The sequence below is a fragment of the Neobacillus niacini genome (assembly GCF_030817695.1).
Lineage (GTDB): Bacteria > Bacillota > Bacilli > Bacillales > Cytobacillaceae > Neobacillus > Neobacillus niacini_F.
Genome location: NZ_JAUSZQ010000002.1, coordinates 3921141 through 3934530, shown reverse-complemented (window position 1 = coordinate 3934530; position 13390 = coordinate 3921141). Strand labels below are relative to the sequence as shown.

At 38.3% G+C, this 13390-nt stretch carries 13 protein-coding genes and 1 pseudogene; 12 read left to right on the top strand and 2 right to left on the bottom strand.

What is annotated here, in order from left to right; translation table 11 throughout:
• The first annotated feature begins 27 nt into the window (after window positions 1–27).
• A complete protein-coding gene (locus QFZ28_RS19770) occupies window positions 28–597 on the top strand; it encodes a hypothetical protein (protein WP_307196232.1) in 570 nt (189 codons plus the stop codon).
• Window positions 598–1190: 593 nt separating this feature from the next.
• On the opposite strand, the gene QFZ28_RS19765 is transcribed toward QFZ28_RS19770, so the two are convergent.
• A complete protein-coding gene (locus QFZ28_RS19765) occupies window positions 1191–2264 on the bottom strand; it encodes a PIG-L deacetylase family protein (RefSeq protein ID WP_307196231.1) in 1074 nt (357 codons plus the stop codon).
• 229 nt (window positions 2265–2493) lie between these two features.
• Here QFZ28_RS19765 and QFZ28_RS29870 point away from each other — a divergent pair, with 229 nt between their 5' ends.
• Window positions 2494–2721, top strand: coding sequence for a CbrC family protein (locus QFZ28_RS29870; RefSeq protein ID WP_373428152.1), 228 nt, complete (start codon window positions 2494–2496; stop codon window positions 2719–2721).
• Between the two features lie 421 nt (window positions 2722–3142).
• Here the strand turns inward: QFZ28_RS29870 and QFZ28_RS19760 are convergent, their stop codons facing one another.
• On the bottom strand, window positions 3143–3475 hold the full coding sequence (locus QFZ28_RS19760; protein WP_307196230.1) for a hypothetical protein: 333 nt from the start codon (window positions 3473–3475) through the stop codon (window positions 3143–3145).
• Window positions 3476–4104: 629 nt separating this feature from the next.
• Between QFZ28_RS19760 and QFZ28_RS29865 the strand changes: the two are divergent.
• From QFZ28_RS29865 to QFZ28_RS19715, 10 genes and pseudogenes are all read left to right on the top strand, one after another.
• Window positions 4105–4194: pseudogene (locus QFZ28_RS29865) on the top strand (flavin reductase family protein); the annotation flags it as partial.
• Entirely contained in the window at window positions 4157–4339 is a 183-nt protein-coding gene (locus tag QFZ28_RS19755) for a hypothetical protein (protein WP_307197110.1), read from the top strand. The pseudogene QFZ28_RS29865 and the gene QFZ28_RS19755, both read left to right, overlap by 38 nt.
• Window positions 4340–4821: 482 nt before the next feature.
• Window positions 4822–5385 carry a TRAP transporter small permease gene (locus QFZ28_RS19750; protein ID WP_307196229.1) on the top strand — a complete coding sequence of 188 codons (564 nt, stop codon included), beginning with the start codon at window positions 4822–4824 and terminating at the stop codon, window positions 5383–5385.
• Window positions 5386–5389: 4 nt separating this feature from the next.
• On the top strand, window positions 5390–6679 hold the full coding sequence (locus QFZ28_RS19745) for a TRAP transporter large permease (protein ID WP_179600581.1): 1290 nt from the start codon (window positions 5390–5392) through the stop codon (window positions 6677–6679).
• 77 nt (window positions 6680–6756) lie between these two features.
• Entirely contained in the window at window positions 6757–7806 is a 1050-nt protein-coding gene (locus QFZ28_RS19740) for a TRAP transporter substrate-binding protein (RefSeq protein WP_257029299.1), read from the top strand.
• 43 nt (window positions 7807–7849) lie between these two features.
• Window positions 7850–8950 carry an NAD/NADP octopine/nopaline dehydrogenase family protein gene (locus QFZ28_RS19735; RefSeq protein ID WP_307196228.1) on the top strand — a complete coding sequence of 367 codons (1101 nt, stop codon included), beginning with the start codon at window positions 7850–7852 and terminating at the stop codon, window positions 8948–8950.
• The gene (locus tag QFZ28_RS19730) at window positions 8937–9932 is read left to right on the top strand and encodes a 3-hydroxybutyryl-CoA dehydrogenase (RefSeq protein WP_307196227.1); all 996 of its coding nucleotides are present in this window, start codon (window positions 8937–8939) and stop codon (window positions 9930–9932) included. Before QFZ28_RS19735 ends, QFZ28_RS19730 begins: the two co-directional genes overlap by 14 nt.
• Before the next feature lie 219 nt (window positions 9933–10151).
• Window positions 10152–11120 (top strand): ketopantoate reductase family protein, encoded by a 969-nt coding sequence (locus tag QFZ28_RS19725; RefSeq protein ID WP_307196226.1) that lies wholly within the window; start codon window positions 10152–10154, stop codon window positions 11118–11120.
• Between the two features lie 238 nt (window positions 11121–11358).
• Window positions 11359–11850 carry a flavin reductase family protein gene (locus tag QFZ28_RS19720; RefSeq protein ID WP_307196225.1) on the top strand — a complete coding sequence of 164 codons (492 nt, stop codon included), beginning with the start codon at window positions 11359–11361 and terminating at the stop codon, window positions 11848–11850.
• Window positions 11851–12024: 174 nt separating this feature from the next.
• Complete coding sequence (locus QFZ28_RS19715; RefSeq protein WP_307196224.1) at window positions 12025–13230, top strand: dipeptidase; 1206 nt, start codon at window positions 12025–12027, stop codon at window positions 13228–13230.
• The last annotated feature ends 160 nt before the right edge of the window (window positions 13231–13390 follow it).

Below are 13390 nucleotides of genomic sequence, written 5' to 3'. Positions count from 1 at the left end.
GTAATAATTGCGGATAATACGTCTAGGTTGATTTCTAAAAAAATCAAGGGCGTGGAAATTATCAAGAATTTAATAATATCCTTAATGAGTATTGTTTTGACCTTATCCTTTTCGTTTGTTGCTAAAGCTAACTACACAAGCGAAGAATTCCAAAAAACGTATTTTGAAATCGGCTATAAAGAGATCCACGAGGCACTTAAGGAATGCAATAAACATTTTATGGAGAATATTGGACTACCCATACAATTACCTCCAGTTCCCTTTTCTCACAGTTTCGGCAGATGTAATAAATTAGGTGGCGAAGTAAACCATAGTTTCGAAATTGAGTATCTTCACATGGGTCAACCGAAAAATCATTATATGATTCGGGTTCACCCAGTTAAGTATGGCTTACCAATTAGAAAGGAACATATTGACCAAGCTTTAAAACTAAAAGACCGAAGTAAAGCGGTTTATGCTACGAAAATTGTAAGAGGATTTAACCTCTTAGTATTCGAAAAAAATGGATTCCAGTATGTTTTGAGTGTAGATAAAAGAATATCAGACAAAGTAACTTCTAAAATATTAATGGAAATTGCCAATTCAGTAACAAAATAATTGATAATAAAAAGAGCATTGGTTTGTGAAACCGTTGCTCTTTTTACTGCTATAGCAATGTACATAAATCGTATGCCATCTAGGTTTCAATTTAGAACTAAATCTTTCCCAACACGGAAACAGTTAGGCTGCTTAGGCCGTTTTTTTGCTTGTTCTGCTAACGAGGCATGGGGGGTGAGGATGAGGGTCGCCGATTAAGTGTAAAGGGGATTTATTATCCACCATCATACCCTCCTTCATCCTTGTCTTCGGAATCAATACCATCTATTGTTCTATCATTATCCTTATCATCAAAAAAATCCTCGTCAAAAAAGAGAAGGCCGTGACTGGATTAAAGAAGTTTCAAGTATTAACAGTTCTTAACCATTTTCATTCTTTGTGGTGTAGCTCTGCTGTATGGGTGGCTATTGGGTGCAAGAGGTAAAGATGGAGATCGCTTAAGCGGTCTCTTTTGTGGAGGATCTTTTCTAAAGATAACTGAGATTTAAGGTTAAATGGTTGGAGATTGTGAAGGAATGTACTTAAACTATAGATGTAACCTATTACTATGCAGGAGGGGAAAAAACGGGTCAAACAGTTTTATTGATCTCAAATTAACGAGATTCTATGTCCCAGAAAATTTCTTCGCTCTTTGTAAAAGATTGAAGATATTCTCTATCTACAAGTTGTGAACGGTAAGCACGAATAGCCTTCAGCTTTTGAAGTGCAACAGCTTCATTCAGAGGCACTCTTTCTGGTGGAGGCCAAGGCACAAAGCGAGGAATAGGAACTCCTTTAAAATCTAGTGCTTCATGAAAAGCAAAAGGATTTAGTGGAGTAATTCCTTGGGGCCATGGCCATTCGGAATCAGGTCCACTGTGAATTAAATAGGTATGAACACGACCTTGATACCCTAACACTTTAATTGCGTCTCGAACAAACCAGTTGACTGCCATGTGGTCAAGGTGCTGATCGGCTGCTTCAGGGACATAGATGTCTTTCGGCTGAAAGATCTGAATGAGATCCATCGTATCAGAGAGTGCGAATTTCTTTAGATAGGGAGCAGGTTTGCCATATGCGAGCTTGTGATAATCAATTTGTACAAGTCCATAGGTTTCTTTTTTAAGAGTAGTTGGCGACTGGACATAATTAGAGTCTTTACTCTGGTATACCTTGTTTACTGCACCATCAGGGTACCCTAGAAAAGTGATATTTGAAGGATTTAGTCCCAGTATCTTAGTAGCAGCAAACACTTCTAACTGGCGTACCCGTGACAATTCAAGGTAGTCCCAAGAACAGAGATTATCAATGTTCTTGTTTACAAGCATTGAAGTAGCTTTCGTGTATCCATCCCCATTCGTAAAGAATACTACATGAACTCGCTTTCCTGCCGTCAATGCATGCATTATTACACCCCCACAGCCAAGAGTCTCATCATCGGGATGTGGAGCGAAAACTAAGATGTCAGCCGAATTAGCGCTAACACCCATATTACCCGTTAGATTACCAGAAACAGTTCGTGGTGAGTAAAATGGTGCTAAGGGTATTCCTGGTGTTAAAAATGCTAGTTCTGATAAGTGTAGTGGCGGTTGGTGATACGGATTATTGTGCATCCCATAAAACGGATGAGATTGTTTTGAGTTGGGCAAATAAAAAGTAAAAGGCAGCAATAATTCTGATTCATTCACCTTAATTCCTCCTCGTATCTTAGTAGTAAGAGCGGTGAAAGCTTTGTTACAAATGCTTGTGGTGTAGAGGTAAGTTTTCGTTTTCATCATGTCTACTTTATGAAGAGGACGGTGATTCAATTACTGATTTTTCTGTTTCTAATGATCAACACAGAGCCGAAACCCTAATCAAACGAATGCTGGAGACAACCGGATAAAAGTCAGATTGAACAATTAAAGAACTCCAACAATTCTATCGTGGCAAGAAATAGCCTGGTTGAACATTATAATGATTTTTTGTGCCTACCTAGGAATAGTAAATTGGAAAGAAGTTAGCCACCTAGAGCAAGAACTCCAAAGTGATTTAACGCTAGAAGCATCAAACTGTAATCTTGAGCCAGGTGATTTTAAAAATGCCTTAACTTCTAATATATTTGGACATTTATTTAAATGTCTTCATTGTGGAAAGCACAGTTAACAACAGATTTACCTTAATAAAGAAGTTTGTGAAAAAATGCACTTAAACTATAGGGTGCGATTCTTTAATAAGGAAGGATCGCTTAGGTGTTGTTATTGCTATTGAGAACGAGTCTAAAAGGGGTGTTGTAAATGAAGTGTTTTTCTGGTGGCTATTATGTTGTCTCCCTTTTAGACCGAGCTGATAATAAGTATTTACTACCGGAAAAAATCATCTCGGCAAGCGAATGTATTTGTATTTTCATCTGATATTGATGTTTTATGGGGAGACTCATTCTTCACGAAGGTGAAATGCACTTTTGGTAAATGGATATTCTATTAAAGACAATAATAATAACTTATTGGATAAATAATAGTATTAAATCTGGTCACATACATAAAAAACGGCTGCATCCTTGGAAGCAGCTTAAAATGTGGAATCGTTATCTCCAACTGACCGCTCGATAAAAGATGACTCGAGTTCGTCCATTTCTTTCGAGTTTTTTATAATCGAAATATAACCAAATACATGGCTTTGTACTATGATTGGAGTGATTAAAGGATAACGCGATCATCAGGCGTTGCAATACACTAGGGTTCGTATCCGTTGTGTTAGCGATGTTGATTGGGGTCACACTTGGATTAAATTTTGCAGGAAACCCAACCTCATTAGGAAGATTGTCGATGATAGTTTGTTTCAGCTGAGCCTGTTGTTCAGCGGTTACCGAATCTTGGTATCCATCAAAAACCTGAAATTTTAGATCAATACATGCCATGGTCAAAAATGATTCAGGCAGAATGTAGCAAATAAATGATATAGGCCGTATATTTGATTAAAAAAATCATGATATACGGCTATTTGTGATGCGTACCGGAAAGGTGCGCTTATTTTTTATAGTTCGGGCTTACGTTTTTTTATTAATAAGCAGTTTAATCGTCTTTTTTGTGTAAAAAACATTTGAATCCTCCTCATATTTTGATCTAAGAATAAACAGCCCTAACTTATCCGTTTCCAAGTTCTAATTCTTTCAATTACTTCTAACAAAATAAAAATTAGAAAACTATACTCAAAGTTTTGTGAGTTGGTAATAATTAGGGGAATTTGAGAACCGTTCCCATATTTTACAGTCTGAATAAGGTAGTAAAAACAAAAAATTCCAACCGAATCGGTAATTGATTAAGAAGAATGGTTAAACTATAATTCAAACATGGACTGAAAATAAAGAAGATTGTAAAGATTCTATTAATTAGAACAAAAAGAAAGATCAATTCAATTTTAGGAGGATGAAAGAATATGAAATTAGGAATCTATGCCGAAATGCAAAACCCAGAATAATACAAGAAACCACCTAGCCAATCCAATGCTCTTTTTTTTAGAAATACGCTTAGTCAATTTGCAACAGGTGTGACAGTCATAACCACACAAAGTAAGGGACAGCTAATAGGCCTAACAGCAAATGCTTTTTCATCCCTCTCACTTGATCCTCCACTCATTTTTAACCGTAGAGGTCTTTGATGTGGATTCGATTAAAAACTGTATCCATATCATTTTAGAAAAATGGGGAAGAATTGATGTTTTAGTCACTAACATAGGTGTTCGTAAAGAAACATTGATCGAAGACATTACAACAGAAGATTAGAATCATCTATTATCCGTCAATCTTGGCGGAACGTTTTACTAATCTCAAAATGTGTTGAAGATGATGAAAGAACAAAACAGTGGCCGAATTATAAATATTTCCTCTTCAGAGGACAAGCAGGGCCATTAACTTCGGGTGCCTACTATTGTGCATCGAAATTAGGGCCATTGGCCTTAACGAAACATTTCGCAAGGCAGATCAGGGCATCACCGGGGATACAGTAGCAATAGCTAACATTGCTACACCTGAAATGGAGAGCTTGCTAAACTAGATTGAATTTTTTGATAAAAAGTCAAAGGAAGGATCGCTATTTCCGATTAGAAGCGTCCATTGGCCATCCATTTTCCTTGTTGGAAAAATAAGGAGATCACAAGTAGTGGTGAAAATCGAAGATATTGAATTGAGAAGGAAGGATTGTGATAAGCGTCTTTCCTTCTCTTATAGATAAAAAAGCATAAAACAATATACATGGAGGTGTGAGAATGGATAGGGATCAATCAATTCCAGTCATAAATGATCAGGCAAAAGTGACTGTATATGATCAAACCATTAAAAAGACAAAAGCAAAATCTATCAATCTATTTTTTACCATGATCGATAAGATGAATGAGGCTTTGGCATGGATTGCAGGTGCAGCAGTTGTCTTATTAATGCTATTAATTGTTTTTAATGCCATCAAACGGATGTTTTCAGATCCTTTTGCTGGAACCGTGGAGATAGCCACTTGGCTTGGAGCGATTTCAGGTATTTTTGCACTTGGGTATGCACAATTGCATAAAAGTCATGTATTTATTGATCTGCTGATTAACAAATTCCCCGAAATGGTCAGTAAGATCATTCACACCCTTGTGAATATCGTGAGTGCCCTATTTTTTCTCGTAGCTGGATGGCTTATATTCCAGCATGGGTTGAATATGATGGGGAGCGGAGTGGTATCTGAAACCTTGCGAATTCCATTTTATCCTATTGTCCAACTATGTTCATTAGGATTCATTGGGATAGTTCTTGCCATCATTAAAGAAACGATCTTCATTTGGAAGGAGTGACAGAATGGATCCAATATTATTATCCATCATCGGAATTATCATTATGTTTGTGTTGATGTTTCTTCGCATGCCGATTAGTTTTGCGATGTTTATTGTCGGGTATGTTGGGTTAATCTTGGCAGCTTCTCCTAAGGCAGCCAACAATGTACTAAGTGCTGATTTATGGAGTCAGTTTACGAGTTATTCCTTAAGCGTTATTCCTTTGTTCATCTTAATGGGTGAAGTGGTATACCGAACAGGAATTGCAGAAAAGCTCTTTTATTCGGCCTATACATGGGTAGGTCATCACAGAGGCGGGATGGCAAGTACTACGATGTTAGCGAGTGCTGTCTTTGGTTCTATTAGTGGTTCTAACTCTGCAACAGCCGCTACGATTGGAACGATGGCGTTACCAGAATTGAACAAATATAACTATAATAAAGCCCTAAGTACTGGTAGTATCGCTACAGGAGGAACGTTAGGCGTTATTATCCCACCTAGTACGGTGTTAATCGTATTAGCGTTACAGATGGAGCAATCGGTACGTGATTTATTTTTAACGAGTATTGTTCCGGGAATTCTATTAACCATTTTATTGATTTTGACGATTGTGTTTATTTGTTGGAAAGATCCGAATCTTGGCCCTGCTGGGGAAAAGACGAATATGAAAGAACGGATTCGTTCATTAAAAGGAGTCATTCCAATTGGCATTTTATTTGTATTTGTTATTGGCGGTCTGTTCTTAGGTTGGTTTACACCAACAGAATCAGCTGCCTTTGGTGCCTTTGGTTCCATTGTTCTTGCTCTTATTATGCGTAAATTAACGTGGAAGAACTTTAAGGAATCAATCGCAAGTACGTTACGTTCATCGATTATGGTATGGATGCTCATTGTTGGGGCGATGGTGTTTGGACGGTTCTTAGCGATTACGAGAATGCCTTTTGATGTGGCGGAATGGGTGAGTGAATTGGCCGTGCCTCCTGTCGTTATACTCCTTGCCATTCTTTTCATCTTTATCATTGGTGGAGCGCTTATGGATGCAATGGGCTTCTTAACCATTGCCTTACCGATATTCTATCCTACAGTGCTAGCTTTAGGATACGATCCGATTTGGTTTGCCATCGTCCTTTGTGTCGTAACGAGTCTCGGCGCGATCACTCCACCAGTAGGAGTAAATGTATTTGTCGTCCAAGGGTTAACACCTACTACACCAATCACGACTATTTTTAGAGGTACATCCTATTTTCTTATTCCATATTTTGTGTTTATTGGTTTGCTCATTCTATTCCCGCAAATCGTGACGTTTATTCTTTAGGATGAATCGTCTGACCTGCATGATTGATAAGGGGAAAAGAGTTTTAGTTTCATAGATAAATAAGAGGAGATGAAGGTATGACGTATAAAAGAAAGTTTGGAATGAAACTAGCCTTGATATCACTAAGTGTAGCCATGGTTGCCTTTTTAGGGGCATGTAGTTCAAGCAGTTCTTCAGGTGGCGGGGATGGCGAAAAGATTACTCTATCTTATGCCTTTTTTGCACCAGATAATACATTTCCGGCTGTTCAAATGAAAAAATGGGCAGAGGAATTGGAGAAGAGAACCGATGGGAAAGTAGAGGTGGATATGTTTTTTGGTGGAACGTTACTTGAAGCAGATAATATGTTTGATGGAGTGGCTAATGGAACCGCGGATATCGGTTTAACCTCTACCACATATGAACCTGGACGTTTTCCATTGTTAGAAATTTCAGATTTACCAAATGGTTATCCGAATTCTGAAGTAGCTAGCCAAGTGATGGGAGATTTAATTAATGAGTATCCACCAGAAGCTTTGAAAGATTTTAAAATTATTACCACTTTTGCAACAGAACCTGCTTATATCCAAAGCACGAAGAGTATTTCAAAATTAGATGAACTTTCTGGAACTCAATTGCGTATTTCAGGTGCGTTAACGCCAGTGATGGAAGCACTAGGAGCTGCACCAGTGGGGATGGCGCAATCAGAAGTACCAGAAGCGTTGCAAACAGGGGTAGTAGATGGAAATGTTTCCTCTCGTGAAGTATTAAAGGATTTAAAACTAGCTGAATACGTTAAATATGTAACCGATTATCCTTTAACGATTAATACCTTTGTAGCTGTCATGAATAAAGATAAATGGGAAAGTCTTCCTGATGATGTTAAGCAAGTGATAGATGAATTGAATAAAGAAATGACCGTCTTCACAGGACAATACTTAGATGAACACACAGCAGAGTCCATTAAATGGAGTTCTGATACCGAAGGGTTAAAAATCGTACCTTTAACAGAGGAAGAAGCAAAACGCTGGGATGATAAGATTGAGCCGGTTCAAGAGGCAGCAGTGAAGAAAGCTGAGAAACAAGGGTTACCTGGTGAAGAATACCGAGACCGAATCAAAGAATTAGTCCAACAATACTCGAAGTAAGAAAGAAAATACTCATAATCAAAATATGAATGGAGGAAGTTAAATGAAGATTGCGGTTCTTGGTGGAGGAAATGGGGCTTATGCGGCAGCAGTAGATTTAACGGAACAAGGTCATGAGGTCAATCTATGGAGACGAAATGAAGAAGCCTTTCAAATCGTATTGGAAACAAAAACGATTAATGTAAAAGACTTTAAGGGAAATAGGACGGTTACGTTAGCGAATGCTACGACTAATCTGAAAGAGGCGATTCAAGGGGTACAGCTCATTGTCATTCCTCTACCCGCGGTCACGCAAAGCTCACTTGCCAAACAGTTGGCACCGATTTTAGAAGATGGCCAAGTTATTTTCTTACCACCTGGAACATTTGGCAGCTACCTAATGTCCAAGGTTCTTGTAGAGGAAGGCTGTAAAGCAAATGTGATGTTTGCAGAAACAGGAACCCTGCCTTATTTAGCAAGAAAACACGATGAAGAAACGGTTTCAATTTCAGGACGCGGGACAAGGCTTCCAACAGGGGTCTTCCCTAGTAACCAAGCAGACTATGCCTTTCGGATTTTAAAAGAAGCCTTTCCTGCGATTGAAGAGAATCAAGATGCTCTTGATGGAGCTTTGATGAATGCTGGACCGATTATTCACCCGCCACTTATCTTAATGAATGCAGGACCCATTGAACATTTTGATAAATGGGATATTCATGATGAAGGCACCCAGCCTGCAATTCGAAATGTTCATCGAGCACTTGATGCAGAACGGATCAGCATTCGTGAAGCCTTAGGATATACGGCCCCTCACTTTCCGCTCGAGGATCACTATAATCATGACGGAGACGAGTGGATGTATGGAAACGGTGCACACGAGAAGCTCGTAGATGGACATGATTGGCATGAACCTCTTAATCTCTATCATCACCGCTATATGAGAGAAGATGTGGCATGCGGACTTGCTTTCCTTGTTTCCTTAGGTGAATGGTTAAAGGTTCCTGTACCAGTTGCGTCCGGTCTATTGGCTATTGCATCCAGTGTGATAGGGGAAGAATTGCGCAAGAAAGGCAGAACGATGGAGAACTTAGGACTTTCTCATAAAACGGTAGAGCAAGTGAAAGAGATTTTGGAAAAAGGCGTGATCCAATATGAAATTAACTAATGGGTCCATTGCGGTAGCGGGGGCAGGAAGGATGGGGAGAGGAATCTCCCTTTCTTTCGCCAATCAAGGGTATCCTGTCACGTTGATTGATATTAAAGAACGAACAAGGGAAGAGTTTCTCCAGTTAAAAGAACAGGTTTATAACGAATTAAGGAATCAATCAGAGATTCTAGTCGCGACAAATGTAATTGCAAGAGAGTCCGTTGAGACCATTTTAAGTCAAGTTGAAGTCTGTTCGATGAAAGACCACAATCTTTCCTGGCAAAACTCAGATGTACTATTTGAAGCAGTACCAGAAATTTTAGAGGTGAAAAAAACCGTATTTGCCTCGATCTGTGAGATTCTGTCAGAGAATACAATCATTGCCTCTACCACTTCATCTTTTTCAGCCAATGATTTAGTTGAATATATTCAAGGGAAAGAACGATTTATGAATACCCATTGGTTGAATCCTGCTTATTTAATGCCGTTAGTAGAAGTAAGTCCATCGGAATCAACTAGTTCTGAATACTTGCAAAAAATGACCAGCTTACTTGAAGGCATAGGGAAAGTTCCTGTAATTTGTGCCCCTTCACCAGGCTTTATTGTACCAAGAATTCAAGCGCTAGCCATGAATGAAGCATCTCGTCTTGTGGAAGAGGGAGTCGCAACCGTTGAAGATATTGATAAGGCATCTACGGTAGGGTTCGGTCTCCGTTTTGCTATTCTAGGACTCTTAGAATTTATCGATTGGGGCGGTGCCGAGACGCTCTACCATGCCAGTCACTATTTAAAAGATTCGATGGGTGAAGAACGATTTGCTCCTCCAGAGATTATTGAAAATAAAATGAATACAGGCGAAATCGGGATGAAAACAGGGAAAGGCTTTTATTCATTTGAAGGGAAAAATATCGATGAATATCAAGTCGAAACCCTTCGAAAATTTGTGGATTTGCTGAAGCATCTAGGGTATCTGACAGATGTTAAAAAACAATACAACTAGAGACATAGATTCCAGTGTAATAGCCTATCTCGACCCTGATACGTTGGACGAAAATATTAGCTTTGTAGCCGCATGAAACATGATCTAGTGCTTCGTTCGAAAAATATATGGTAGTGGATGTCAGTCGATAACCACTACTTCTTTTTGTTTTTTTCTAGTAAAAAGTAAACGGAAGATTGTATACATAAAAATCGTTTGGTAAAAAGGAGGAACGGCCAAATGAACATTGTGATTGTAGGTGCTGGAGCAATGGGAAGTCGTGTGGGTTCAGCACTTTATAAAAATGATTATCATGTACAGCTAATCGATGATTGGGAGGAGCATGTTGAGGCCATCCAACAAAATGGACTAATGGTAATAAATGAAAAGGGTAAGGAACAAGTCTACATACCAGCACATCTTCCGAAAGATTGTGCGGGGGAAGTAGACTTATTGATCATCCTTACGAAATCAACAAAGACAGAATCCATGATGAAAAGTTGTTTGCATCTGATATCAGAACGAACCCAAGTCCTCACTCTACAAAATGGACTTGGAAATATAGAGGTATTAACAAAATATGTATCCAAAGAACAATTATTTGTAGGTGTTACGACGTACTCAGCAAAATTGAGCGGACCTGGAATGGTTGAAGCGTTTGGTTCAGGAAAAACCGAAATCATGGATGTGACTGGCCAACAGAAAGAAGAGGCTGAACGAATTATTCAGATATTCAATCATTCAGCCATTCATGCAATCATTTCTGAAAATATCATCAAAAGTATTTGGAATAAGGTGGCTTTTAATTCTGTGATGAATCCGCTTTGTACGTTAACGAAAAGTTCGGCTGGAGTGATAGGGACTTATTGCCATTTTTATGAAATCATAGATCCTATTTTAGATGAAATCATAAAGGTTGCGGAAGTAGAAGGGATAGAACTGAACAAAAAATATATTACCGAAACTATTATTGCTGCACTCAATCCTTCTATGTCTGGAAGTCATCTTTCATCGATGTATCAAGATATACAACGAGGTCAACCGACCGAAATTGAATATTTGAATGGTGCTTTGTTGAAGAAAGGAGAGCTTAATCAAATTCCTATGCCTTATAATCGTCTTCTTTATCATTTAATAAAAATGTTGGAAAGAGGGAATGGGCAACCTGTTTTGCTAGATAAAAATACGGTAAATATGTCAACAAATTGAAACAAAAACTTTATCTAGTTAACGAACGATTAAGAGGATAAGTTACCTTACAATAAAAAACACTATACTAATAGTGTTAAATAGAACGAGAAATTTAGACTGATTATGCTGTAGTTTGAATGTTCGGAATATTCTAGAATATGTATTATCGGCAGGATACAAAAAAGTTCATTTTTCGCGTGAATGATTGGATTGTCGTCATTATAGGAGTATGAATAAGAAAAAAGGGGATGGGTTTATGGATCAAAGAGAATTTCGAAATACATTGGGAACATTTGCGACAGGAGTTACGATCATCACAGTTAAAGGCGAAAATGGAGAAAATATTGGGCTAACAGCAAATGCCTTTTCATCATTGTCGCTGGACCCGCCTTTAATTTTAGTTTGCATTGATAAGAATAGCTATAGTGTACCGGCGTTCCAAACCGGCCGTCCGTTTGTCGTAAATATTTTATCTGAGGAGCAGGAAAGTGATTGTTGGACATTTGCGAAAAAAGGCACCGATAAATTTGCCAATGCACAATACGAACTTTCTGAAGATGGAGTTCCGATATTAAAAGAAAATCTATCAACACTTGTTTGTGATGTTCATGAAGTACTAGAAGGCGGCGACCATTGGATCGTAACGGGTTTAGTGAAAGCAATCTCTAGAAAAGAAGAGAAACAACCGCTTCTTTTCTATAAAGGGAAAATTTGTAGCATTTCTATTCCTGCGGCGAACAATCAATAATTTAATAAATGATCAAATTAAAAGAAATACTAGTTTAATAAGGTGAAAAATCTATATTTCTTCTTTTTAAAAGGAAAGTTATTAAAACCTAATCAAATGTGGACACTCCGAACCTAGTGGAGGCAACGGTTACATGAACAAACTGCAGGAAATAACTATTCACAAAGTGTGGGGATGATTATGACAGTAAAACATTATGATGGATACCGCTCATTTCAATATCTAACACCTGGCAAACACTATAAACCGTATCCTCTCCCTCAATCGGAAAGATACCGAAATACCTATGAGATGAAGCTTTCAGAATCGGAGGAACGTATTTTCAATACGATTCAAAAATATTATCCGATCGTTTCTCTAAGGGACCACGGATTTATAGTTCCCAAAATTCCGGATGATATCATTCCTTATTGCCGTCAGCTTCATACAGAATTTGATTATGAGGGCTTAGCCCGCTCCGGCATTGATGTTGTATTTGAGAATTTTATGGATGGAATCTCCATTATCACATCGCAAAATGGGCTAAAGTGGAACGATGTCATCTTAACCTTGGGGATACGTTATTGTGACATAGCCAAACAAGATACCGTCTTTCTTGCTAAAACATTTAAGGACTTACAGGAAGCGAAGGTATCAAAACGGGTGGCCATTCTACCATCATTGGAAGCTGCAAGTATTTTAGAAAATGAAGTCGATCGGGTAGATGTTCTATATGGCCTTGGGATTCGCTGCATGGGGATCACCTATAATGAAGCCAATACTTTAGGGTCCGGTTTAACTGAAAAATTCGACGGCGGATTAACGAAGTTTGGCAGAAAAGTAGTAGAAAGAATGAATACTCTTGGAATGGTTATCGATATCTCGCATTGCGGTGATCAAACAAGCCTAGATGTTATTGAAGCAAGTGAATCACCTGTCATGATTACCCATGCTGGAGCGAGGAAAGTATGGGATTCACCAAGAATGAAACGGGATGAAGTTCTTCTCGCATGTGCTGAAAAAGGTGGGGTTATCGGGGTTTGTGCTGCACCAAACACCACTCTTTCTTCTAAGAATCCCAATGAACATACCATTGAATCGGTTATGGAGCATTTAGAGTATCTAATAGATTTAGTCGGGATTGAACATGTTGGTTTAGGACCGGATACATTTTTTGGAGATCATGTAGCCCTGCAAGACGCTTTCGATTCGATGTTATCGCTTCATGAGTCACATGGGAATCAAGACTATGACAGTTCTCCTTTTGTCAAAGGATTAGAGAACCCAACTGAAGCCATGAGTAATATGATTAAATGGCTGATCAAGAAAAATTATAAGGTACAAGATATTGAGAAAATTGTGGGTGGAAATGCTCTAAGAGTTTTACAATCTATTTTGTAAAAAATTCTTGTTAAGAGTGGTAAAAGTGATAAAAAGTTTAGTTGGCTATGGAAGAGGAGTAGTCTTAAACTTGTCTTAACTTTAGCTTCTGAGTCAACTTAGTTACGCTGGATCAACAATTGATATTAATAGTGAATTATTACCTGAGATAAAAGGGAGG